Below are 25,628 nucleotides of genomic sequence, written 5' to 3'. Positions count from 1 at the left end.
TTGTACTCTTCCCATTCAACGTTTATAAGTTATGTAAATTTCATCTACACTCTATATTACTAGAAAAAACTTTTTTTCGTCAATATTTTCGCCAAATTTCTATTCTTTCATACAGGCACTTCCCTAAGCCTACTAGCATATTTTAATAATACAAATTAAGACAAAAGCAAACGAACCTGTTGACATTATTTTATGTAAATTCAAAAGAATTGTGAGCTCATTATAAAGCGTTTCGGAAAATTTAGGAGGGTTGCGTTATGAAACGGAGATATAATCCTTATACACTTCCACCATGGGTTAAGCAAATTAGGGATGTAGGGGTTCAAATCATCATTCCTTTAACAATTTTCCAAGGAATTCGTACAGTCTTTTTTCCAACATCTTTTGACGTCCTTTTATTAGGCTTATTAATTATTTTAGCTATTGCTTTGCGGTTTGATTGGATTTAACTCATAGTAAAATAGAGACAAAACTACGAGAAAACGATTGAAGAGAGACTGTGTGGGGACAGTCCCTCTTTCATATTATAAGAATTTAAGCTTCTTCTGCTTCAAGCCTCTTTTTTTCTTCGACCTCAGAAATTTTCATTACTAAATATTCAATATTTTTAAAATGCCAATAAGCTCTTATTAATCTCTTATTCTTCTCTAATTCAGAATATTTACTTGGATTCTTTACACACTGTTTGATTAACTGACAAATTCGTTGTGGATATGCTAAATAGCTAAGGAATAACAGCATTTCATCCTCTTTAAAAGGGTAGCTATTCTGGTACGTATAAAACCAATTGACACAGTCCTGACATTGGGTTGGAAATGTTTTCGATGTTCGATACATAAATAGAAGTAAATCATCAATGGGTGAAGCGTATTTTGCATCCTCAAAATTAGATAAGTAGCCAGTACCATCTTTATCATACAAAAAATGATGAGCAGATATTTTCCCATGGGTGAGAACAATTCGAGATTTCTCTTTATTTTCCATTGACTCAGACCATTCCTTCAGTTTTTTTGAAGAAAATTCAATCGCTCGACTTACTTCAATGAAATAAGTGACTGCTTGTAATTCAAATGGTGACAGATATAGCTTCTGTTCACAATGTTCTACAAAACGTTCATAAAATTCCTTATCTTCTTCCCACTTTTTTATCATTTTCGTGTAATGATTTTCTGCCTCATGAGCTTGTAACTTTCTTTCTACTTCTGTTCGATGATGCAAAGCTGCAATTTCTTTAAATAAATACTGATGACGTGCATCAAGCTCCTCATTATAATCATTTGGTAGCCATGGCATAATATAATAATAGTCATTCCCTAGCTTTGAGAGAAAGTGTTGATATTTATTATTTACAATCGGAACATAGCTTGTATAGCGATGTTGATTTAATGTTAGAAACGATTGAATGAATTGGTGATTCGATGGTTTTGCTAACCTTTTAAGTACGTAATTGCCTTTACTCGTATGAACTTTGAGCGCCTTTTTACTTAAAGCCTCAGTATATTCAGGAATAATTTCATAGTCCTGTAAGATTGAGTTTAGTTCGTCTTGTTGGATGTCCAAAGGAGATACACCTCAAATCTTCAATTGAGATTAAAATAATAAATTGCCAATTGTCCTTCTATAAACTTCATTTTTAAAGAAAAAAACAGTAAAGGAAACGACGTCCCATACTGTTTTTGTTTTGTATTACTTAGATACGGAATAGTCTGGTATATAAAGGATTTGCCCTTCGTAAATATCCTGATCTGCATGAAAATTATTTACACGAATAAGCTGTTGCACAGAAATATCATATCTTTCACAAATTTGTTCCATCGTGTCACCTTGTTGGACGATACACATCTTCACTCTTGTAAAATCTTCTTCCTCATCACGTGCAAATAGACTTGTTAAATAATGGGCGTCCTTTGTATTGTCTTCCTCTCGGATATTTTCTTCATCATCTTGTTGCTCGGAAATTTCATCTTCTTCCTCTGTTTTTGAGAAAAATGCATATTGAACTTCTTGTGGTTCTTCAGAAACAGATTCCTGTTGTTGTCTAACCTCTACTGTTGCAGGCTCAAAAAGTTCATCATTCGTTTCTTGTGATTGAAGCTTTTCTTCTTCTAGTTCAGCTACATTGAATTCTGTTTCGTCTTTTTGAGAATCATCGACGCTTTCTTCTTGTTGTTGGCCACTTATTTCATCTTTTTCTTGGGCAGTTTCTTGATCATTTTCGTTTCTTATTTGTTGAATTGATGCTTCCTCAGCAATTTCATCATCAACAACAGCTAATTTTTCTAATTTGTCCTCTTCCTTAGAGGTTTCATGATAAAGTGATAAGAATGGATTTTCCTCTTTTTCAAGTATCGGATCATCTTGTGGGTTTTCCCTTTTTTCAAGTATCGCATCATCTTGTGGGTCTTCCTTTTTTTCTCGATAAAGCGGTTCAGGGATTTGATCTTCCTCTTCTATTTCTTCTTCAATGAAAGTTTCTTCTTCAGCATGCTCGAGAGAAGTACCTTGGTCTCGGGGTTGTTCATTAACGATTCCACTAATTGATAAATCTGCTACAAGCTTTAAACATTTTATATCTGGAATTTCATAATCAAATGATTCAATCGATACATATACCTCTTCTAAATTATCAATACGATTTCGTGGTATTGTAATATCAACTGGAAAGCGATGAGTTAAAATACTAACACCATCTTCTCCTGTTTGCACCTCATTTACATAACGAACATTAGCATATTCAAACTGCTCTGAATGAGTAGCATTTTCTGCAATCATGTATTCCCCTGAAAGTTGAAGAGCACCTCGAATTGAAACATATTGATCATGTTCATGAATCGAGATATCTGGATCTAATGAAATAGAAAGTAGATCAGATACTTCCTGTCCCTTTTGAAACCAAACTGATTCTTCTACTGAAAACCGTAATTGATTTTGTTCCTGCGACAAAAAAATTCCTCCTTTCAAATCGACGACTAACAATGGACACATAAGTTTGTGTTAATACTTAAGGAAAAAGTATTGCTCTGTTAAACTTGGTTGTTGATTTCCGCGGGCGGTCCGGGAGCTGCCTGTAGGGTCTCCGTATTGACACGCTCTCTAAGTAGGAGTTTCATATCCTCCTCTCTAACCAACAAACTACAATAAAACAACAATAACCTTTAACATAGCCAAAAGAAAAAAGACATACATATTTCTTAGGGTTCTAACATTTGTTTAGGAGATTCCCACTAAACAGTCAAAGGAAAACTTGCCCTAACATTTTAAGTAACTCCGTACTCATTCCCAAAAAGCTTTGACAATACAGATGTATGATTGAAATGAACAAAATATGATTACAATCTTATTTAGATTCCTTTTTAACAATAAAAAAAGGCCTTACACGTTCAAACCGTGTAAGGCCTCTTCCTTTATTGCTTTATTTTAGTTCAGAAAATGCATTTCTAGCCGCTTCAATAGTAAAATTAATATCTTCATCTGTATGTGCAGTCGACAAAAATAATCCTTCAAATTGTGATGGAGGAAGGAATACACCTTGATTTGCCATTTTCCGATAATAGCTTGCAAAATAATCAAGATTAGAAGTTTTTGCCTTATCATAATTGATTACCTCTTCATTTGTAAAGAAGAAACCAATCATTGAACCGGCACGATTAATTGTATGCGGAATATCAAACTCTTTTGCAGCTTTTGATAATCCCTCTTCTAACCGATCAGCTTTTCGCTTAAATTCTTTATATGAATCCCTTGTTAAAAGTTTTAATGTTTCATATCCTGCTGTCATTGCAAGTGGATTTCCAGATAATGTTCCCGCTTGATAGATCGGGCCACTAGGTGCTATTTGCTCCATAATTTCCGCTTTCCCACCATATGCACCCACTGGTAAGCCTCCACCAATAACTTTACCTAAGCAAGTAATGTCAGGTGTGACTCCAAAGTAATCTTGAGCACATCCGTAATCAACACGGAAGCCAGTCATTACTTCATCAAATATTAATAATGCCCCATACTTTGTTGTTATCTCTCGTAACCCTTCTAAAAATCCTGGAATTGGGGGAACTACTCCCATATTTCCTGCCACAGGCTCAACGATAATACATGCAATATCTTCGCCGAACTGTTCAAATGCGTAACGAATGCTCTCCAAGTCATTATATGGAACCGTAATTGTATTTTGGGCAATTCCTTCAGGAACACCAGGACTATCTGGTAACCCTAAAGTAGCGACCCCTGATCCTGCTTTAATTAACAAGGAATCTCCATGTCCATGATAACAGCCTTCAAACTTTATAATTTTATTTCGTCCAGTATAACCCCGAGCTAAACGCAATGCACTCATTGTCGCCTCTGTACCAGAGCTAACCATTCTTACAATTTCAATTGAAGGGACTCTTTCAATAACTAGCTTAGCTAATTCATTTTCGATTATTGTAGGTGCACCAAAGCTTGTCCCTGATTCAACTACCTTTTTGATTGCTTCAACGACTGTGTCGTGGGAATGACCGTGAATTAATGGCCCCCATGATAAAACGTAATCAATATATTCATTTCCATCAATATCATATATTTTTGCACCTTTTCCATGATCCATAAAAATCGGATTCATTCCAACTGATTTAAAGGCACGAACAGGGCTATTTACTCCCCCGGGCATTAACCCCTTCGCTTCTTCAAACGCCTGCTCGCTTTTTGCATAGCTTCTCATTGTAAATCCCCTCCTACTTTCATCGTGAATAAAAAGGCTAGTTTACTTTTCTTCTTTTAACCATCGTGCAACATCTTTGGCAAAGTACGTAATAATTAAATCTGTTCCTGCGCGCTTCATTCCAATTAACATTTCCATAACAGTTGCCTTCTCATCAATCCAACCATTTAAAGCTGCTGCTTTTATCATTGAATATTCTCCACTAACATTATAAGCAACGATTGGAAGGTTAAAGTTGTTTTTCACATCTCTAATTATATCTAAATAAGAGAGTGCTGGTTTAACAATTAAAAAGTCTGCTCCTTCTTCAATGTCTGACTGTGCTTCACGTAATGCTTCATCACGGTTTGCAGGGTCCATTTGATATGTTTTCCGGTCACCAAACTGTGGTGTACTTTGAGCAGCATCACGAAAAGGACCATAAAAGGCACTCGAATATTTCACAGCGTAAGACATGATTGGAATATGTTCAAAGCCTGCTTCATCTAATCCTTTACGAATTGCAGCAACAAATCCATCCATCATATTAGATGGAGCAATAATATCAGCTCCAGCCTTTGCCTGACTTACAGCTGTTCGTGCTAACAATTCGAGAGATTGGTCATTTAATACTTCGCCATTCTCAACAATTCCACAGTGTCCATGGTCTGTGTATTCACAAAGACATGTATCAGCAACTACGAGCAGTTCAGGAAATGCTTCTTTTACTTGTCTAGTTGCACGTTGTACAATTCCATGATCGTGAAAAGCTTGTGTTCCACACTCATCTTTTTGCTCAGCATCTGGAACACCAAATAATATGATTGATTTGATTCCTAAAGATACGATTTCTTCAATCTCAGCATTTAATAAATCTAAAGATAAATGGTAAACACCAGGCATTGAAGCAACTTCATTTCGCTGGTTCATCCCCTCAACAACAAATAAAGGATAAATAAAATCCTCTGCACGAAGATGTGTTTCCCTTAATAAGGCTCTCATATTGGCGCTACTACGTAATCTTCGATGTCTTTTAAATTGAATATCCATTAAAAATCCTCCTTATTCTGTTCAAGCTCTACCATTAGCTTAATCATGTCCTCTATTGTATAGGAAGCAGCCATATATCCTTTTAAACCATATTCCTTTAACGTTTTATACGTAATTGGACCGATGCATATAAAGATAATGTTATGTAGGTTATCAAAAACTCCCTTTTCCTTAAATATCTTCATAAAACTATCTACAGTTGATGAGCTTGTAAACGTGATATAATCAAGTTCATTATATTTCACATATTTTTTCAGTTTATCTGCTTCCTCTTGGTTATGAATAGTCTTATATACAATTAAATCATTTACTTCATAGCCATGCTTTCGCAAACCTTCGACAAGAGCTGGACGTGCAAGATTGCCTCTAATAACTAATATCCGTGACGTTAATGGTAATTTAGCAACAATTTGCTCAACTAGCTTTTCAGCAACAAACTCCTCTGGAATTATCGACACTGACAAACCGAGTTGTTCCATTTGTTTACTTGTTTTTCTCCCAACTGAAGCTGAAATTAAATGTTTTAAATTTCTATAGGAAATCTCCCATTTATCTAAATAATATTTAAAAAAAGTGACACCATTTGCACTTGTAAAAACGATACAATCATATTTTTCAAGATAATGAATTGTTTCTTTTATCTGATTTTCGTTTTCAACGTTTGCTTTTACTTCAAGCAATGGAGCAGGAAGGGCAATACCCCCCTCTGCTTCTATTTTTGTCATAAATTCCTCAACCTGAGATTTTGCTCGAGTTACTAATATTCTCTTTCCTTTTAACGGTTGACTACCTGTAGCCATTATTTTTCTAACTCCGCTTTTACTTTATCTATTAATTTCTTAGCACCTTGATTTGTTAAAGTCGTTGAAACTCGTTCTCCTAATTCAGCAGGATTCTGATCAGTTAATTGCTCTTTATAAACTTCCTTTCCATCAGGCGATGCTATAAGCCCTGTAAAGGTAATTTCTTTATTTTCATTAACTGTTGCAAAGCCTGCAATGGGAACTTGACAGCCCCCTTCCATTTTTGTAAGAAAGGCTCTTTCAGCTTCAACTGCCAAACGAGTTGCTTCATCCGTAAACTTTTCAAGTAAACCTAGTAATTCATTATCATCCTCGCGGCATTCAATTGCTAAAGCCCCTTGTCCAACTGCTGGTAGGCAAACATCCGTATCTAAAAATTCCGTTACAACGTCCTTGCTCCAACCCATTCTCGCTAAACCTGCAGCTGCTAAAATGATCGCATCATATTCTTCCGTTTTTAGCTTTTCAAGACGTGTATCTATATTTCCTCTAATCCATTTAATTTCTAGATCTGGTCTTTCAATTAATAGCTGTGCACTTCTTCTTAGGCTACTAGTTCCGATAACCGCACCTTTAGGAAGCTCTGATAGTTTTTTACCGTTCTTTGAAATAAGCACATCACGATGATCTTCACGCTTTGGCACGCACCCGATTGTTAGCCCTTTTGGCAAAACGCCTGGCATATCCTTCATACTATGTACAGCCATATCAATTTCTCCATCTAGTATCGCTTGTTCAATTTCTTTTACGAAAAGACCTTTACCTCCAACTTTAGATAAAGTAACATCAAGGATCCGATCTCCCTTTGTTACAATTTCTTTCACTTCAAATTCAAAAGGTAGTTGCAAAGCTTTTAATTGCTCAATGACCCAGTTCGTCTGGGTTAATGCTAGTTTACTACGTCTAGAACCAACTATTATTTTCCGCATAATATCCTCCTAAGCTGACGATTGATGAATATATCTAATGGTTAAGTTTTTTAAGCAGGTCTTTTCTTATGGATCCCAAAAGTGAAATCTTGATAAACTTCCAAATAAGAAGAAATTTATTAACAATACAAGAAAAGCTGCCGTATTCATTAAAGCCACTGACTTTCCTTGTAAGTCTTTTACGATTCTCATATATAAATAAAAGCCAAAAGTTGCCATTACTAGAAATGAACCTAGTACCTTTGCATCAGCCCAAAAAAATTGCTCAAGCTTTATGTATGCCCAAATACTCCCTAAAATTAAACTTAATAACAGCATCGGTACACCGATAACATTTAATACATATGACATATGATCTAATTTTGCTAGATCTTCTATCCGAAGTAGTCTCTTTCCCCATTTTTTTTGCTTTAACAAATTGTATTGGATTAAATACAAAACCGAAAAAACAAATGATAGAGAAAAGGCACCGTACGATAATATTGCCATCGTAATATGAATTAATAAAAGTTCCGATACAAGCTGGCTTGATACTGCAGCTGAAACATATTGTGAAGGTGCAAAAGTATGTAAAGCCATCATAATAAAACCAATGACATTCGTAAAAAAGATGATGAACTCTGCTTTCAAAAATTTATTTAAGACAACAGATAAAGTAACTAAAACCCAAGTATAAAAATATAAACCTTCAAACACATTTAAAACAGGAAATCTCCCTGTCTCATACATGTGAGCAAATAAAAAAATTGTTTGTAAAAGCCAAACAATAGAAAGTAACCAGAAGGCGATATTCTTTGCCTTCCGGTTATGATTAAGAAAATCTATAAAATATAAAAGGACACATAATGCATAAAGAATAATCGTAACTTCATTAATCCTTGTTAAACTCATCCCCATATAAAAATGTTCCTTTCACTTACGGTTGAAGTGAAACATCAAGGCGGTCATTTGTAAGCAATGATTGCTTCTCCGCTCTTTCTTTTTGTACTTGTTCTTCAACAGCTTCTTCAATATTAAAGATTTTCATAAATAATTCCAAAGATTCCTCAGCATTAGCCTCTGCTGACAATTCTTTTACTTTAACAATTGGATCTCTTAGCAATTGATTAATAATACTTTTCGTATGCTTATTTAAAACTTTCCGTTCACGTTCTGATAGATTAGGTAATTTTCTCTCTATGCTTTGCATTGTTTCAGCCTGAATAGATAAAGCCTTTTGACGCAATGCTGAGATAACCGGAACAACACCTAGCGTATTAACCCATTGTTTAAATTGAACAATTTCCGCTTCAATCAATAGTTCAATTTTTTCAGCTTCCTGCTTCCGTTCTTCTAAGTTTGCCTCTACAATTCCTTGTAAATCATCAATATCGTATAGAAAAACACTTTCTAATTCGGCAAGCAGTGGATCAAGATCACGTGGAACCGCGATATCAACCATAAATAATGGACGACCTTTTCGCATTTTTTCTACATGGGTCATCATTTCCTTCGTTACAACAAACTCCTTAGCACCTGTTGAGCTAATTAAAATATCCGCTTCGATTAGTGCGCATTGAAGCTCGTTAATTCCCTTTGCTTCCCCATTAAAACGAGTAGCAAGTTCTTCAGCCTTTTGCAAAGTTCTATTCATTACAGTAACTTGTCCAACACCACTACCATGTAAATTTTGTGCTGCAAGTTCGCCCATTTTCCCTGCTCCGAGAATAAGAACATGTTTTGTCTTTAACTCACCAAAGATTTTTTTTGCTAGTTCAACAGCTGCGTAACTAACTGAAACAGCATTCGCCCCAATTTCTGTTTCAGAATGTGATCTTTTTGCTAATGTAATGACTTGCTTAAACAGTTGGTTAAAGATTGTACCTACTGTGTGATTTTCTTGAGCAAGTAAAAAACTTGTGCGCACCTGACCTAATATTTGTGTTTCGCCAAGTATCATTGAATCTAAGCCACATGCAACACGACATAAATGCTCAAGAGCCCCATCTTGTTCATATATTGTTAAGTATGGAGTAATCTTCTCTTTGTCCATCCCAAACCAATCTGCTAAAAAATTCTTCATATAATAACGACCAGTATGAAGCTGATCAACCACTGCATAAATTTCAGTCCTGTTACAGGTCGAGACAATGACATTTTCTAGTATACTTTTTTCATTTTTTAGCTGTTTCATCGCATCAGCAAGCTCATCTGGTTGAAAATTAAGCTTTTCGCGAATTTCAACAGGGGCTGTTTTATAATTTAAGCCGACAACAACTATATGCATTTCCCTTTACACCCCCACATGCAAAGATCTTTATAATCTAGTATAACATTCATTCATAAATTCACTTCCACAAAAATGTGAACAGTATCCGAAACTCTATGGTATGATAAATAAGCAAAAGCACCATGTTTTTTCGTATGATAACTTGCTTTCTGTCTATCATCCTGAATACTTTCTAAGTAGGAATTCTTTCTCAGGGAAAACCTACAAGTTTTGACACGATCCTCAAACTATTCTCTCTGTACGATACCAAATAATATGCATATTATCAAGTGATTGATATCACACATGACTGCGTATTTATTCCTATCAGCTTACCATCTTACATATATAGATTTTCAAATTAATGGTAACGAAGAGATAAGTTGATGAAATTGATAAGACATATGTAATGAGGTGTAAAAATGAAAAAAATTTCACTTTTCCCAGGAATCACTCTTTTGGCCATTGGCATTTTTTATTCTATCCAAAAATTAAATATTCAATTATTCGAAAACCAAAATAGTTGGCAAGTATTACTTATCCTATTAGGTGCCGTTTTTTTAATAAGTGGTCATTTTGAAAAGGAAAATTCAGCGATATTGCCTGGAATCCTCTTAGTTGGACTTGGACTACATTTTCTATTGTTTACAAAAATTCAAGGATGGCCTGACCATCCAGCTGCGTTTCTCTTTATATTAGCTATAGGAATGCTATTAACATCAGTTAAAACGAAATCAGGTTATGGACAAGGGTTATCACTTTTGATAATTGGCTTGTTCCTACATTTCTTACAATCCATTATTCAATCATTATCGATTGTTGAAAGTGTTGTATTGTTAATTGAGACGTATTGGCCATTCTTACTGATTATTGTTGGGATTGTCATTGTATTTTTAAAAAAGAAATAAATAATGGCAATGTCGATACAAGGGCGGGACAAAAGGTTTTCAGCCAAAGAAAAATCCGAACTAATTTGATTTTCATATTAGTTCGGATTTTTTCTTTTAATGTATTCACTTTTTTCAATGTTCGGCTTTCATTCAAGAAATTTTTCAAGCCAGAATTTCTCTCTTAAATTTCCGTATATTCAAGTATAATTTTCCAAGCTTCGTCTTTTCCTTGACCAGTTTCAGAGGAAAATAAAACGAAGGAATCTGTTTTTTCCATTTGTAAAGTGTCTTTTATAACCTTTACATGCTTTTGCCATTTACTCTTTGGAATTTTATCTGCCTTTGTCGCAACAATAATTGCAGGTATTCGGTAATGTTTTAAAAATCCATACATAAGTACATCATCATTTGTTGGTGGATGGCGAACATCAATTAATAGCACAACAGCTCGTAGTTGCTCACGAGTAGTGATATATGTTTCGATCATTTTCCCAAACGCTTCACGCTCTTTTTTACTTACCTTAGCATACCCATATCCAGGAACATCAACAAAATGAAGCATTTCATTAATAATATAAAAATTCAATGTTTGTGTTTTACCTGGCTTTGATGACGTTCTAGCTAAATTTTTACGAGACAGCATAGTATTAATGAAGGAGGATTTCCCGACATTCGATCGCCCAGATAAAGCAATTTCCGGTAAATCCCCTTCCGGATATTGAGCGGGCTTAACCGCACTAATGACTATTTCAGAACTTGTTACTTTCATTGTTTCTCCTCTGTTAACGCATGTTTTAATACTTCATCAAGATGGGATACGAGTACAAACGTAAGATCATTACGAACACTTTCTGGAATATCATCTAAATCCTTTTCGTTCTCTTTAGGGATAATAATCTTTGTTAATCCCGCGCGATGAGCACTTAATGATTTTTCCTTTAAACCACCGATAGGGAGGACTCTCCCCCTTAAAGTAATTTCGCCAGTCATTCCTACTTCCTTACGGACAGGTCTTTTTGTTAAAGCCGAAATCAAAGCAGTTGCCATCGTGATACCTGCTGATGGACCATCTTTCGGAACCGCTCCTTCTGGAACATGAATATGAATATCGTTTTTCTCATGAAAATCTCCATCAATTTTAAGTTCCTCAGCTCTTGAGCGTATATAACTAAAGGCTGCCTGTGCTGATTCCTTCATGACATCTCCTAGTTTACCAGTTAAAATGAGCTTGCCTTTCCCGGGAGCAACTGAAACCTCTATTGATAATGTATCACCACCAACGGTTGTATAGGCCAAGCCTGTCGCAACACCAACCTGGTCCTCTAACTCTGCTTGACCATAGTGGAAAATGTTTTTCCCTAAGAAGTCCTGTAGATTCTTATCAGTAATAATAATCTTTTTACGTTCAGCTTTAACAATTAACTTTGCTGCTTTACGGCAAATTTTTGCTAACTGTCTTTCTAAACTACGTACACCTGCTTCTCTTGTATGATAACGGATAATACTTAATATAGCATCTTCACGAATTTGCAGGTGAGATTTTTTTAATCCATGCTCTTCTAATTGTCTAGGCAACAAATGATCTTTCGCAATATGAACCTTTTCAAGCTCTGTATAACCAGCAATTGTAATAATCTCCATACGGTCACGTAATGGTCCTGGTATCGTTGCTAAATTATTTGCTGTTGCAATAAACATTACCTTTGATAAATCATACGTTTCTTCAATATAGTGATCACTGAAGCTATGATTTTGTTCCGGGTCTAATACTTCAAGTAATGCTGAAGAAGGATCTCCTCTAAAATCACTAGACATTTTATCAATTTCATCTAATAAGAAGACTGGATTAATTGTTCCTGCTTTCTTCATACCTTGAATAATTCTCCCTGGCATTGCCCCAACATATGTGCGACGATGTCCGCGAATCTCAGACTCGTCTCTTACACCTCCTAGGGAAATCCGGACAAAATTACGATTTAAAGACTTAGCGACAGATCGTGCTAGTGAAGTTTTTCCAACTCCAGGAGGACCTGCTAAGCATAGTATTGGACCTTTTAATGACTTTGTTAACTGCTGGACAGCTAAATATTCAATGACTCTTTCCTTTACCTTTTCAAGTCCGTAGTGCTCTTCATCAAGAATCTGTTCTGCGATATTAATATCAAGACGATCTTCGGTTGCTTTCGTCCATGGTAAAGATAATAACCATTCAATGTAATTGCGAATGACCGCACTTTCAGCAGAACTAGAAGGGATTTTTTCATATCTTTCTAATTCTTTTAATGCTACCACCTTAACATTTTCTGGCATTCCTGCTTGCTCAATCCGTTCAGTAATTGTTGTTACCTCACCAGCTTTACCTTCCTTATAGCCAAGCTCTTTTTGGATAGCTTTCATCTGTTCACGCAAATAATATTCCTTTTGCGTACGCTCCATTGAACGCTTAACACGCTGACCGATTTTTTTCTCAAGTTGGAGGACTTCTTTTTCATTATGAATAATTGAGATAACTTTGTTAAGTCTCTCCTTTATATCCAATGTTTCTAGAACTTCCTGTTTTTCCTTAAGCTTTAAAGGTAAATGAGAGGTAATGATATCAGCCATTCTCCCTGGTTCATTAATATCTGACACTGTTGCATATGTTTCAGAAGACACTTTTTTAGAAAGCTTTATGTATTGTTCAAAATATTCAAGCATTGTTCTCATCAATGCTTCTTCTTCAACACTTTTTGCTTCTGGATCCTTGTATATAGCAACTTCTACTGAATAATATTCATCTTCTTCTACAAAGCGTTGGATTTCTCCTCTCTCTAAGCCTTCGACAAGTACTCTAATAGTTCCATTAGGTAATTTCAACATTTGCTTAATTTTTGTTAACGTACCAACTTCATATATATCCTCTTTTTTCGGCTCATCAATTGCGATTTCCTTTTGAGTCGATAAGAAAATGATATTTTCATCCATCATAGCTCTTTCTAAGGCTTGTACAGATTTATCCCTTCCTACATCAAGGTGAAGTACCATTGTTGGATAGACTAACAAGCCTCGTAATGGTAGGAGGGGTACAATTCGTGTATTTGCTTTCGCCATGCGTTTATACCTCCATGACATAATAATTAGTTCTTTGTACAATTCTATCTTATTCTTTTACAGGTGTCTATTTGTAACCACTTTCCTCATTTAGGTAGTATACCCTATAATGGGCAACTTGAAAAAGAATTAACTTATAAAATTAAAAAAGCTCACATAATGGAAAATTTAGTACAAACTTAAGAATTGCCGAGAAAAGATTAACAGGATCATTTACTTATATGTTATTTATTAATAATACCTTTTGTAGGCCAATAGTAATACGAGATGAGGCTGATACTTACATACCCCTTCGCACCAAAAGTAAAACAACAGGATCATTTACTAATTCATAAAAAATACGGACAGTCCAAAGGGAACTAAGGCTCTTTTTAGACTGTCCGCAATTAATATTATACTGATTCCTGTTGGGGAAAGATTTGAGAATGCTCTTGCCGTAATGGACTTGTTCTTTCAGTAGGTGGGTTAACGAGAGCTAAATCGAATACTTCCTGTAATGTTGAAACAGGTACAATTATTATCCCATCAATTTCTTTTAATATTGACTGCATATTTTCTTCAGGGATAATCACCGTCGTAGCTCCTGCCTTTTTTGCAGCTTTAATCTTCGGTATGACACCACCAATTGGCTTTACACTACCGTGTATACTTATTTCACCAGTCATAGCAACCGTATTGTCGATCGCTATTTTATGAATAGCCGAGAAAATACCTGTTGCCATTGCAATTCCTGCTGATGGACCATCGATTGGTGTACCACCTGGGAAATTTACGTGGATATCATAATCACTAGCTTGGACCCCCATAGAGCGTAAAACAGTGATCACATTTTCTATTGATCCTTTTGCCATACTTTTTCTTCTAATTGATTTTGAACGATCTCCGATGCTTTCCTCTTCTACAATCCCAGTAATATTTATTGTGCCTTTTTCCTTTTCAGCAGGAATGACTGTCACTTCTATTTCTAATAATGCTCCAGTATTCGGTCCATAAACGGCCAAGCCATTCACAAGACCAATTTTAGGCTTTTTATTGATTTTTCTTTCATTTCTAGGTGTTAATTGACTTGAATGGATAACCCATTCTAAATCCTCAACTGTGATTTCGTTTCTATCTTCTGATAACGCCATTCCAGTGGCGATTTGCATCAAATTCACAACTTCACGACCGTTTCGTACATATGACGTCAACAGTTGAATCCCCTCATCTGTTACGTTCATTTCAACTTTGTCTGCTGCTTTTCTTGCCACAATTGCAAGTTCATCTTGTTCAAGGTCTCGAAAAAACACTTCAAGACAGCGCGAACGAATTGCTGGTGGTATTTCATTAGGTGTTCTTGTCGTCGCACCAATTAATCGAAAATCAGCAGGTAATCCATTTTTAAAAATGTCATGTATATGAGTAGGAATCTGTGTATTTTCTTCATTGTAATAAGCACTTTCCAAAAATACTTTTCTATCTTCCAAAACCTTTAATAATTTATTCATTTGGATTGGGTGTAGCTCCCCAATTTCATCAATAAATAGTACTCCACCATGTGCATGTGAGACAGCACCTTGTTTCGGTTGTGGTATTCCTGCCTGCCCCATTGCACCTGCACCTTGATAAATTGGATCATGGACTGAGCCAATTAAAGGATCAGCAATACCCCTTTCATCAAATCTTGCTGTCGTCGCATCCAATTCAACAAAAACAGCATTTTCTTTAAAAGGTGAGCGAACATTTCTTTTTGCCTCTTCTAATACTAGTCTTGCCGCTGCAGTCTTTCCAACTCCTGGTGGTCCATAAATTATGACATGCTGAGGATTCGAGCCACAAAGTGCTGCACGTAAAGATTTAATCCCATCCTCTTGTCCAACGATATCTTGAAAGCTTTTTGGTCTAACCTTTTCAGCTAAAGGCTCCGTTAATCGAATCGACCTCATTTTCCGTAATTGTTCCATCTCTTTTTTAGATTCTCGGTCAATTGAAACTTTTTGTGTTCTTTGGCTTTTTAATAAATTCCAAAAATACATTCCAATAATAATTCCAAAAAACAATTGAATAAACAATGCAATACTCGTCCAACTCATTGTAGTCCCTCCTGCTAGATGTCCTGCTTACCGCTACATTTACATTCTTTATGTACGAATCATTCGTCTCGAAATAAAGGTGACAAAAGGCAAGCAAATGCTTGCCATATGCTAGGCAAATATGTAAGTTATCTTCACTCTTTAAGTTAGCGGTTATTTATAGCTAGTATCTCCGAGGTTTCACAGGAATAAACATTATTTCTATACAAAAGAAAATGTTATAGAAGGAGAAAAATCATTGTATTCAACTATTTTCTATTAAAAACAAATGTAAAAGTAGTTGGTGATTTATTACATTACAGACCTACTTAGGGAAGCGTGTCATGCGGGACCAGCAGGCACTCAGGCCGAAGAAAAATCTTAGATCGCCTGCGTGTTTCAATCAACAATAGCCTTTAACTTAATCACACAAAAAAAGGAAAGCTAGATTAATCCAGCTTTCCTTTTTCCACTTTTATGCAGAAGTTTTTTTATCTTCCTGAATAACAGTACCATCTTTTAAAACAAGTTTAGGTGGAGTATTTCCAGTTACTGTTTCTGCTGTAATGATCGTTTTGACGATATCATCTCTTGATGGTAAGTCAAACATCATATCAAGCATAATTCCTTCAATAATGGATCGAAGACCACGGGCACCTGTTTTTCGTTCAATTGCTTTTTTCGCAATTTCAAGAAGAGCACCCTCTTCAAATTCTAGCTCAACACCATCTAAATCAAGCATTTTCTGATACTGTTTAACTAACGCATTTTTTGGTTTTGTTAATATTTCGACTAACGCATCTTCATCAAGAGGCTCTAAGCTTGCAATTACAGGTAAGCGTCCGATAAATTCAGGTATTAAACCGAATTTTAATAAATCCTCTGGTAAAACCTGTGAAAGAAGTGCCTTTTTATCTAAATCTGCGTTTTTATTTTCAGACCCAAAGCCAATTACTTTTTTCCCGAGTCTACGCTTAATGATTTGTTCGATTCCGTCAAAAGCTCCACCACAAATAAAGAGAATATTTGTTGTATCAATTTGAATAAATTCCTGATGTGGATGTTTTCTTCCACCTTGTGGCGGTACACTTGCGACTGTACCTTCCAAAATTTTAAGTAACGCTTGTTGAACACCTTCACCAGAAACATCTCTTGTAATCGATGGATTCTCAGATTTTCGTGCAACCTTATCAATTTCATCGATATAAATAATCCCTTTTTCTGCCTTTTCTACATCATAATCTGCAGCCTGGATTAATTTTAATAAAATATTCTCGACATCTTCTCCAACATAGCCTGCTTCTGTTAATGACGTAGCATCAGCAATTGCAAAAGGTACATTTAAAATACGCGCTAATGTCTGAGCAAGCAAAGTTTTACCACTACCAGTCGGTCCAATCATTGCTATATTGCTTTTTGAAAGCTCAACATCATCGATTTTACTATTTGAATTAATTCGTTTGTAATGATTGTACACAGCAACAGCTAATGATTTCTTAGCTTGCTCTTGACCAATTACATACTCATCCAAAATTTCATCAATTTCCTTTGGTTTTGGAACATCTTTAAATTCAACTTCTTCTTCTGTACCTAACTCTTCTTCTACGATTTCAGTGCAAAGCTCGATACATTCATCACATATATAAACGCCAGGTCCAGCTACAAGCTTTCGTACCTGATCTTGAGTTTTACCACAAAATGAACATTTTAACTGTCCTTTTTCGTCGTTAAATTTAAACATTGTTTCACCCCTTGTATCTTTATCTCATTTAAAGTCAATTCTACCCAACCGATTAAACATCTATCTAAAAAAAGGTCGGAATTATTTCTTCATTTTTATGTAAAGAAATAAAAGTTATAACAGGTATGTATTTTGCATTTTACCATAAGTAAGTAGGAAACAGGAAATAATCCAACTCATAAAGCAAAAACATTTACATTTAAATCCTATATCCTTATTTTTACAATAGATTGCTCTATTTCAGTTTAACACTAGTGTATGTATGAATAGGCTTTCTTATATCATTCCCAAAGGAATATAATTAAAACATTAGAAAAACGGAAGCGCCTTCGTAAACATTTGGCAAAAATGACACTTAACGTCTAGTTAGTATGCTTTTTCTTCAATTCTTATGTAGTTTTAACTAAAGAGGTACTAGATGCTGAAGATGGACATTCAATTCAAGTTATAATAACTTCTCGCAAACTTTTATAAACTTATGCTGAAGTTTTTGAGTAGGTACTTTGGCTCTAATTTCCAACTTATCATGGATGTTTGTACAAAACAAGGCACGATCCCATCGCGCCTTGTTTCTATACTATTATTATGCAACAACTTTGCTATTTTCTACAAGAAAATCGATTGCTTTACGTACTTTTAAATCTTCTTTTAGACCTTCAGCTGATCCACCAAGAGCTTGTTTAATGTTTTCAATTGGCATATTGTACATTTCAGCCATTTTCGTTAATTCAGCTTCTACATCTTCTTCAGATACTTCGATATTTTCAGCTTTAACAATTGCTTCAAGCGTTAAATTGTATTTCACACGTTTTTCAGCATCATCTTTCATTTGTGCTTTCAATGCCTCTTCATCTTGACCTGAGAATTGGAAGTATAAATCAAGATTCATACCTTGCATTTGTAAACGTTGCTCAAATTCTTGCATCATGCGTGAAATTTCATTATCGATAAGCGCTTGTGGAATATCTACTTCAACACCCTCAGCAGCTTTTTCAACTAATGTATCACGGAGGTGATTTTCAGCTTCTGTTTTCTTCGCTTCTTCAAGACGAGTTCTTGTTTGAGCTTTTAATTCTTCTAGAGTTTCAACATCTTCGCTAACATCTTTCGCGAATTCGTCATCTAATTCTGGAAGAACTTTTGTTTTAATTTCATGAACTTTCACTTTAAATACAGCTGGCTTACCTGCAAGGTTTTCAGCATGGTAATCCTCTGGGAAAGTAACTTCTACATCCTTTTCAGCACCTGCAGCTAATCCTACAAGTTGTTCTTCAAATCCTGGGATGAATGAGCCTGAACCAATTTCAAGAGAGTAATTATCAGCCGCTCCACCTTCAAAAGCTTCACCATCAACATAGCCATCGAAATCAATTACTGCTGTATCACCGTTTTCAATTGTACCTTCTTCTTTAACTGCAAGCTCAGCATGGCGTTCTTGAAGTTGCTTTAATTCATTTTCAACATCTTCATCAGTTACAGTGTCGTCTAGTTTTTCAACTTCTAGACCTTTATATTCACCTAATTTCACTTCAGGCTTTACTGTAACCTTTGCAGTGAAGATTAAGCTTTTCCCTTTTTCGATTTGCTCTACATCGATTTCAGGACGGTCAACTGGCTCAATACCAGCCTCATCAATTGCATCTGGATATGCTTTAGGTAAAATAATATCTAATGCATCTTGATATAATGATTCAACACCGAAGCGTTGTTCAAACATTCCACGTGGAATTTTCCCTTTACGGAAACCAGGGATAGATACTTGTTTAACTACTTTTTTGAATGCCTCATCTAATGCATTAGAGAAGTCCTCTGCAGAAACTTCAACCGTAAGAACGCCTTCGTTCCCTTCTAACTTTTCCCATTTTACTGACATATGTGTTCCCTCCAAAAATCTATAATGATTTGTGCGAATAAGTGATAGGTAAATTATGGTAACTTGTCCATATTAATCATTCACCTAATTTGTATACCTGTTTTTTTATGTACGGTAAAAATAACCGAATACTAACCATGCTAAAGGATTTCGCATAAATTAACAAATAGTAGAATTCATTCCAAACTATCTGTTTCATTTATCGGGTCCCTATTGTCAAGTAAATGCTTGACGTTTTGGAACAGGATAAAAAAGAAGGTCTATTTTTGTCCATAAGAAAAAGACCTACTATACGATGATCACTATTTTGCAACCATCTTATTATAACATAGAATAGTTTGCTTTCAACATATAGCATTATATTTGCAGATAAGAAATTTCTTCTATTTCGTATATTTTTTTACATGCATCCTCTATTAAAGTACTAGGGCAATCGTAAATTGAGAGTATTTCCTCTTCTTCAATCGTTATCCCATGTAGTTCATAGCCTACAACATGTAAGGCTGCTGCCCATATTTTTGCCTCTGTCGGCTTTGGTAATAAAGGATAAAGAACATATAAATGTCTAATCCAAAGCTCCTTAACTGCCTCGAATAATGTTGGATTTTCATTACCTAAAGTATCATCTAAAAGGGATAATACTTTTTTCGTAAACATTTGTTCGTTTATATCCTCAAGCTTAGCTGGAATGACTTGAATGGTTTCACCAAATTTTGTAACAGATACTTCCTTTTCAACTTCATTTTCAAACATTAAATGTAAAATCATCGTTTTTACTATCGGATGTGTTGCGTCATTTTCTAATAATGACACAAGAGTTCGGAAATGTTTGCTAATATTACGGTCTCTAAGTGACTGAATAAAGGTTATTTGGTTATTTGGATTTTCTAAACTATTGAACGTATTAATCTCTTCATGTTCACTTTCTTCTACTATATTACCTTCATCCTCTGTCATCTTCCTACTAAATTCAAGTAGTTTATAAAAATGCTCTGCACTTTCTGCTGGTAAATGATTTTCTTCTAAAACAGCTTCAATGGTTGATTGAACTTCTTGATATTCACGAAGCTGAATAAGTATCGTTAAATAAATTTGCAAAACAGTAAAATAATGGCCAATGTCCTCTAGCAACATTTTTTTACAAATGTTTTTTGCTTCTATTAATTCACCAAGCTCCATGTAACATATTGCCATTCCTAGCAAGACTTCTGATTCTTCTTCATTAATGTCCTTAGCTTCTGAAAACATAGCAAGTGCATCATGAAACTTTTTTTCTTTTAAAAAATCCATTCCCTTTTCAAGATATCGTTCTTTTAAATTCGGAAACGGTATCACTTTATTTTTACTATTATTTTTTTGTTCCATATGGTCAACTCCAGGAAGCTTTCTTTTTCCTACAAGTTTACCAATCCCCAATTATGAACACAAGTTGTCTTTTAAACAAGAATTTGTTTTACGTTTAGTAAGGTTGAAAATTCATTGCAATAGAGATAAAAAAAGAGCTGAACATTATAAAAATGTCGCTCTTCTTTCTTCTTCAAATTTGTCAATGTCCTTTTGATAATTCAATGTTAAATCAATCTCATCTTTGCCATATAATAGCATATCCTTCCAATATGGATCGACAGAAAATGATACTGAAAACTGTTCGTTATCTGTTAGAAGTTGATTTTCTAAATCTACTTTTAATTGATAATCTTCAGCATTTGCTTTTTCTCTAATAACATCTAACACAGATTGCTCCAATGTAATTGGTAACATCCCGTTTTTTAGGCAATTTTGATGAAAAATATCTGCAAATGATGGTGCTAAAATCACCTGAAAACCATAATCTGATAAAGCCCACGGTGCATGTTCACGAGAAGAACCACAACCAAAGTTTTCACCCGCTAGTAAAATTGTTGCGCCCCTACTTTTTTCTTGATTTAACTCAAACTCAGGGTTTTCAGTACCATCAGGAAGATATCGCCAATCGAAAAAGGCAAATCGGCCATAGCCTGTCTTTTCAATTCGTTTTAGAAATTGTTTAGGAATAATTTGATCTGTATCAACGTTCGCACGATTTAATACAGCCACTTTTCCGTTAAGGGTAGTAAAAGGTTTCATATTGCCCTCCTATTTCACGTAATTTATTTCTTTTATATCTGTTAGGACGCGATCTACACTACATGTATAGAAACGCATCCTTACTTTAGTCGCAATACATGTACTCTTGTTGTATTGTCCTATATAATAGTAATTCCTCAAAACTACCATACTTGAAAAATTCAGTCTTTACGAAAGCACCTAAAACAGAATTAAACCGTTGTAGTACGTTTATGAAGCTGGCGAACATCAACAAACTTACCATGTAGAGCTGCAGCTGCTGCCATAGCAGGGCTTACAAGATGCGTTCTAGCTCCTTTTCCCTGTCTTCCTTCAAAGTTTCTATTTGAAGTTGAAGCACAACGTTCTCCTTCAGGTACGACATCACTATTCATACTAAGGCACATGCTACAGCCAGATTCTCTCCACTCAAAGCCGGCTTCTTTAAAGATCATGTCAATTCCTTCTGCTTCCGCTACCTTTTTAACTTTTTGAGACCCAGGTACAACAATCGCACGTACTGTTGGAGCTACCTTTTTCCCGTTCAATCCTTTGATAACTTCAGCAGCCTGCCTTAAATCCGTAATACGTGAATTTGTACAAGAACCGATGAAAACATGGTCGATTGTAATATCTTCAATGTTAGTATTAGGTTTAAGTCCCATATAGTCAAAAGCACGCTTTGCTTCCTCAATTTCATCCTCTGTTTGGAATTGATTTAAATCTGGAGTTTTCTCATCAACACCAACAGCCATACCTGGATTCGTCCCCCAAGTAACCATCGGTGCAATGTCCTCACCTTGTAATGTTATGACTTTATCGTATTTGGCACCTTCATCTGTTTTTAACGTTTTCCAATATGCTACTGCTTTTTCGAATTCTTCACCCTTTGGTGCATATTTACGTCCTTTAATATATGCAAATGTTGTTTCATCTGGGGCAATAAGTCCTGCTCTAGCTCCCGCCTCAATGGACATATTACAAATCGTCATACGCTCATCCATCGATAAATTTTCGATTACTTCACCTGTATATTCAATTATATACCCAGTGCCAAATCGTACGCCGTATTTTCCAATCACAGCTAAAATTACATCTTTGGCTGTTACACCCTCTTGTAGTTTACCTGGAATATGAATATTTAATGTTTTTGGACGCTGTCTCCAAATAGTTTGTGTCGCTAAAACATGTTCTACCTCACTAGTTCCAATACCAAAGGCAATTGCTCCGAAAGCACCATGAGTTGATGTATGGCTATCACCACAAACGATGGTTTTTCCAGGCAAAGTTAAGCCTAGTTCAGGTCCAATAACATGAACAATTCCTTGGTCCTCACTCTCAAGGTCAGCTAAACGAATTCCAAATTCCTTACAGTTTCTTTCTAGGGCACTGATTTGAAGTTTTGCAACTTCATCGTTAATAACGAAACGATTAACTGTAGGGACGTTATGGTCCATCGTTGCAAATGTTCGGTCTGGTCTTCTTACTTTACGGTTTTTTTCTCGTAAACCTTCAAAAGCCTGAGGAGATGTTACTTCATGAATAAGATGTAAATCGATATATAATAAATCTGGTTTCCCCGGTTCTTGGCGAACTACATGTTCATCATATATCTTTTCAATTATCGTTCTTGGCTTCATCTTCTTAAACTCCCTTCTTTTAGATGGAAAAATAAGGGGCTGACATCATTTTTCGTCAGTCCCCTTTGAAGACAAGTTATTAACTTTAGATAGCTAAGAAGTTCTAATTAAACCCTTCTTCTCTCTATATCAAATAACTTGGCTTTTAAAAGGACAATCTCCGTTTCTTTGACAATGTCCTTACTTTATGAATAAGTGTTCATAATCTTAATAATTTCACGATCATCCGCAAGAGCACTAATAATTTCCTCACCGATTCGCTTTGTAGAAACTGCTTTACCAGCCTCTGTTAAATCAGCAGTACGAAGACCAGAATTAAGAACATTATCTACAGCTTTTTCAATTGCCTTTGCTTCTTCTTCTAAACCGAATGATTGTCTAAGCATCATAGCAGCAGACAAAACAGTAGCTATTGGATTCGCTATATTTTTCCCAGCAATATCAGGAGCTGAACCGTGAACTGGTTCATATAAATGCAAGCCATCTGAAGAAAGGCTAGCAGAAGATAACATTCCTAAGGATCCCGTAATCATTGATGCTTCATCGCTTAAAATATCCCCAAACATATTCTCTGTCACAATAACATCAAATTGTTTAGGGGAGCGGATTAATTGCATTGCAGCATTATCAACTAGCATATGTTCTAATTCAACATCTGGATAGCGCTTAGACACTTCCTCAGCAACTTCACGCCAAACTCGACTAGATTCCAATACATTTGCTTTATCCACAGAAGTAACATGCTTGCGACGGTTTTGAGCCATCTCGAATGCGGAAACAAGAATTCGCTCTATTTCACTTCGTTTATAAAGCAGTGTATCGACTACCGCTTCTTGACCTTCATGAACAATTCGCTCACTCGGTTTACCGAAGTATAAACCACCGGTTAATTCACGGACAATGATAAAATCTACGCCGTTCACATATTCCTTTTTTAAAGGAGAAGAATCTAATAAACTATCAAAGGTTTTAATTGGACGAAGGTTCGCAAATAAATCCAATGCTTTTCGTAGAGCTAATAAGCCTCGTTCTGGTCTTAACTCAACTGGATTATTGTCCCATTTCGGCCCACCAACAGCACCTAATATAATTGCGTCTGAGTTTCTACAAATCTCAAGAGTTTCCTCTGGTAATGGATTTCCTTTTTGGTCAATAGCATCTCCACCAATAAGACCATAATTAAAGTTAAATTGATGTTGAAAATGTTCCGCTACAGCTTTTAACACCTCAACCGTTACATCAACTACTTCCTTACCAATTCCATCTCCTGGTAATAATGCGATTGTCTTTTTCAAATTCTATCCCCCTCGAATTACAACTTCCGTAAGAAAAGCGATGCTCCTCGCTTTCTGGGCAACAAATTACAAAAATATTATTTCAAGATAACTTAAAATAAAGATAACAGCTTAGGTTAACTTGCTACCTAAGCCGTATAAATAGCTTTCTATTATATGAACTAATATAATTACTTTTGAGCTACTGCTTCTTTTTGTTTTTGCTTAGATTTTACAAAAGGCATCATTGCACGTAACTTTTGACCAACTACTTCAATTTGATGCTCTTTTTCACTGTTATTAATTGCATTAAATTGAGGACGATTTGCTTGGTTTTCAAGGATCCATTCCTTAGCAAATTTACCAGTTTGAATATCTTTTAGTACTTCTTTCATCGCTTCTTTAGAACGCCCGTCAACAACGCGTGGTCCTGATACGAAATCACCCCATTGTGCAGTATCAGAAATTGAATATCTCATGCCAGCCATACCATCTTCATACATTAAGTCAACAATTAATTTTAATTCATGTAAACATTCAAAATACGCAACTTCTGGTTGGTAGCCTGCTTCAACTAAAGTTTCGAAACCAGCTTTTACTAAAGAAGTTAAACCGCCACAAAGAACTGCTTGCTCACCGAAAAGATCAGTCTCAGTTTCTTCTTTAAATGTTGTTTCTAATACTCCAGCACGTGCTGAACCAATTCCTTTTGCATATGCAAGTGCTTTTTCTTTTGCATCTCCAGTAACATCTTGGTAGATTGCAAATAATGCAGGAACACCAGCACCTTCTTCATATGTTCTTCTTACTAAATGTCCTGGACCTTTTGGTGCAACAAGGAATACATCAACATCAGCAGGCGGAACAATTTGGCTGAAGTGAACATTAAATCCATGAGCAAAAACTAGTGAATTTCCAGCTTTTAATCCTGGTTTAATTTCAGATTCATAAATTTTCGCTTGTTGTTCATCTGGAAGTAATACCATAACTAAATCACCAAGTTCAGCCGCTTCAGCAACTGAAACTACTGTATGCCCATCTTCAACTGCTTTATTGAATGAGCCACCTTGACGAACTCCTACTACTACATCAAAGCCGCTTTCTTTTAAGTTTAGTGCATGCGCATGGCCTTGTGAACCATAACCAATGATAGCAATCTTTTTACCTTGTAATGCTTGTTCGTTAACGTCTCCGTTATAATATACTTTTGTCATGTATAATCTCTCCCTCAATTTTTATGATTGTTAGTGTGTTTATTACTATTTATCTTTAAAAC

At 35.5% G+C, this 25,628-nt stretch carries 20 protein-coding genes and 1 other annotated feature (1 of these 21 only partly in view); of the genes, 2 read left to right on the top strand and 18 right to left on the bottom strand.

The window, feature by feature from the left end; translation table 11 throughout:
- Positions 1 to 28 (bottom strand) — a binding site (T-box leader); it reaches 210 nt to the left of the window's first position.
- Positions 29 to 257: 229 nt separating this feature from the next.
- Entirely contained in the window at positions 258 to 449 is a 192-nt protein-coding gene (locus ACTJJ9_RS07245; RefSeq protein ID WP_095302382.1) for a hypothetical protein, read from the top strand.
- 85 nt (positions 450 to 534) lie between these two features.
- Here the strand turns inward: ACTJJ9_RS07245 and ysxE are convergent, their stop codons facing one another.
- The 8 genes from ysxE to hemA form a co-directional block, all read right to left on the bottom strand.
- On the bottom strand, positions 535 to 1,560 hold the full coding sequence (ysxE, locus tag ACTJJ9_RS07240; RefSeq protein ID WP_145582171.1) for a spore coat protein YsxE: 1,026 nt from the start codon (positions 1,558 to 1,560) through the stop codon (positions 535 to 537).
- Between the two features lie 126 nt (positions 1,561 to 1,686).
- The gene (spoVID, locus tag ACTJJ9_RS07235) at positions 1,687 to 2,943 is read right to left on the bottom strand and encodes a stage VI sporulation protein D (protein WP_186324202.1); all 1,257 of its coding nucleotides are present in this window, start codon (positions 2,941 to 2,943) and stop codon (positions 1,687 to 1,689) included.
- A 469-nt stretch (positions 2,944 to 3,412) separates the two neighbouring features.
- Positions 3,413 to 4,699: a glutamate-1-semialdehyde 2,1-aminomutase gene (hemL, locus tag ACTJJ9_RS07230; RefSeq protein ID WP_145582173.1), complete on the bottom strand. Its 1,287-nt coding sequence runs from the start codon at positions 4,697 to 4,699 to the stop codon at positions 3,413 to 3,415.
- 42 nt (positions 4,700 to 4,741) lie between these two features.
- A complete protein-coding gene (hemB, locus tag ACTJJ9_RS07225) occupies positions 4,742 to 5,728 on the bottom strand; it encodes a porphobilinogen synthase (RefSeq protein WP_145582174.1) in 987 nt (328 codons plus the stop codon).
- Complete coding sequence (locus tag ACTJJ9_RS07220) at positions 5,728 to 6,528, bottom strand: uroporphyrinogen-III synthase (RefSeq protein WP_145582175.1); 801 nt, start codon at positions 6,526 to 6,528, stop codon at positions 5,728 to 5,730. Before ACTJJ9_RS07220 ends, hemB begins: the two co-directional genes overlap by 1 nt.
- Positions 6,528 to 7,460: a hydroxymethylbilane synthase gene (hemC, locus tag ACTJJ9_RS07215; RefSeq protein WP_145582176.1), complete on the bottom strand. Its 933-nt coding sequence runs from the start codon at positions 7,458 to 7,460 to the stop codon at positions 6,528 to 6,530. The genes ACTJJ9_RS07220 and hemC overlap by 1 nt, the downstream gene beginning before the upstream one ends.
- 66 nt (positions 7,461 to 7,526) lie before the next feature.
- Complete coding sequence (locus ACTJJ9_RS07210) at positions 7,527 to 8,357, bottom strand: cytochrome c biogenesis protein CcsA (protein WP_145582177.1); 831 nt, start codon at positions 8,355 to 8,357, stop codon at positions 7,527 to 7,529.
- 19 nt (positions 8,358 to 8,376) lie between these two features.
- Positions 8,377 to 9,726, bottom strand: a complete 1,350-nt coding sequence (gene hemA, locus ACTJJ9_RS07205) for a glutamyl-tRNA reductase (RefSeq protein ID WP_145582178.1) — start codon at positions 9,724 to 9,726, stop codon at positions 8,377 to 8,379.
- A 404-nt stretch (positions 9,727 to 10,130) separates the two neighbouring features.
- Here hemA and ACTJJ9_RS07200 point away from each other — a divergent pair, with 404 nt between their 5' ends.
- Complete coding sequence (locus tag ACTJJ9_RS07200) at positions 10,131 to 10,616, top strand: LiaI-LiaF-like domain-containing protein (protein WP_145582179.1); 486 nt, start codon at positions 10,131 to 10,133, stop codon at positions 10,614 to 10,616.
- Positions 10,617 to 10,779: 163 nt separating this feature from the next.
- Here ACTJJ9_RS07200 and yihA read toward each other — a convergent pair whose 3' ends face one another.
- From yihA to ilvC, 10 genes are all read right to left on the bottom strand, one after another.
- Positions 10,780 to 11,367: a ribosome biogenesis GTP-binding protein YihA/YsxC gene (gene yihA, locus ACTJJ9_RS07195; RefSeq protein ID WP_095300586.1), complete on the bottom strand. Its 588-nt coding sequence runs from the start codon at positions 11,365 to 11,367 to the stop codon at positions 10,780 to 10,782.
- Positions 11,364 to 13,688 carry an endopeptidase La gene (gene lon, locus ACTJJ9_RS07190; protein WP_440768579.1) on the bottom strand — a complete coding sequence of 775 codons (2,325 nt, stop codon included), beginning with the start codon at positions 13,686 to 13,688 and terminating at the stop codon, positions 11,364 to 11,366. The genes yihA and lon overlap by 4 nt, the downstream gene beginning before the upstream one ends.
- A gap of 392 nt (positions 13,689 to 14,080) precedes the next feature.
- A complete protein-coding gene (gene lonB, locus ACTJJ9_RS07185) occupies positions 14,081 to 15,760 on the bottom strand; it encodes an ATP-dependent protease LonB (protein ID WP_145582181.1) in 1,680 nt (559 codons plus the stop codon).
- Between the two features lie 454 nt (positions 15,761 to 16,214).
- Positions 16,215 to 17,480, bottom strand: a complete 1,266-nt coding sequence (gene clpX / locus ACTJJ9_RS07180; protein ID WP_095300589.1) for an ATP-dependent protease ATP-binding subunit ClpX — start codon at positions 17,478 to 17,480, stop codon at positions 16,215 to 16,217.
- Positions 17,481 to 18,063: 583 nt separating this feature from the next.
- Positions 18,064 to 19,353, bottom strand: a complete 1,290-nt coding sequence (tig, locus tag ACTJJ9_RS07175; protein WP_145582182.1) for a trigger factor — start codon at positions 19,351 to 19,353, stop codon at positions 18,064 to 18,066.
- A 357-nt stretch (positions 19,354 to 19,710) separates the two neighbouring features.
- Positions 19,711 to 20,718, bottom strand: coding sequence for a tetratricopeptide repeat protein (locus tag ACTJJ9_RS07170; RefSeq protein WP_233452226.1), 1,008 nt, complete (start codon positions 20,716 to 20,718; stop codon positions 19,711 to 19,713).
- A gap of 144 nt (positions 20,719 to 20,862) precedes the next feature.
- Positions 20,863 to 21,459: a 3-isopropylmalate dehydratase small subunit gene (gene leuD, locus ACTJJ9_RS07165; protein WP_412964090.1), complete on the bottom strand. Its 597-nt coding sequence runs from the start codon at positions 21,457 to 21,459 to the stop codon at positions 20,863 to 20,865.
- Between the two features lie 191 nt (positions 21,460 to 21,650).
- Positions 21,651 to 23,078, bottom strand: coding sequence for a 3-isopropylmalate dehydratase large subunit (gene leuC, locus ACTJJ9_RS07160; RefSeq protein WP_440768578.1), 1,428 nt, complete (start codon positions 23,076 to 23,078; stop codon positions 21,651 to 21,653).
- 185 nt (positions 23,079 to 23,263) lie between these two features.
- Positions 23,264 to 24,373 carry a 3-isopropylmalate dehydrogenase gene (gene leuB / locus ACTJJ9_RS07155; protein ID WP_145582185.1) on the bottom strand — a complete coding sequence of 370 codons (1,110 nt, stop codon included), beginning with the start codon at positions 24,371 to 24,373 and terminating at the stop codon, positions 23,264 to 23,266.
- Positions 24,374 to 24,543: 170 nt separating this feature from the next.
- Complete coding sequence (gene ilvC, locus ACTJJ9_RS07150; RefSeq protein WP_095300594.1) at positions 24,544 to 25,566, bottom strand: ketol-acid reductoisomerase; 1,023 nt, start codon at positions 25,564 to 25,566, stop codon at positions 24,544 to 24,546.
- Positions 25,567 to 25,628 lie beyond the last annotated feature (62 nt).

Source organism: Metabacillus sp. 22489, assembly GCF_052044855.1.
Taxonomy (GTDB): domain Bacteria; phylum Bacillota; class Bacilli; order Bacillales; family Bacillaceae; genus Metabacillus; species Metabacillus niabensis.
The sequence above is the reverse complement of the archived record's forward strand: the minus strand, read 5'-3'. Positions and strand labels throughout refer to the sequence as shown.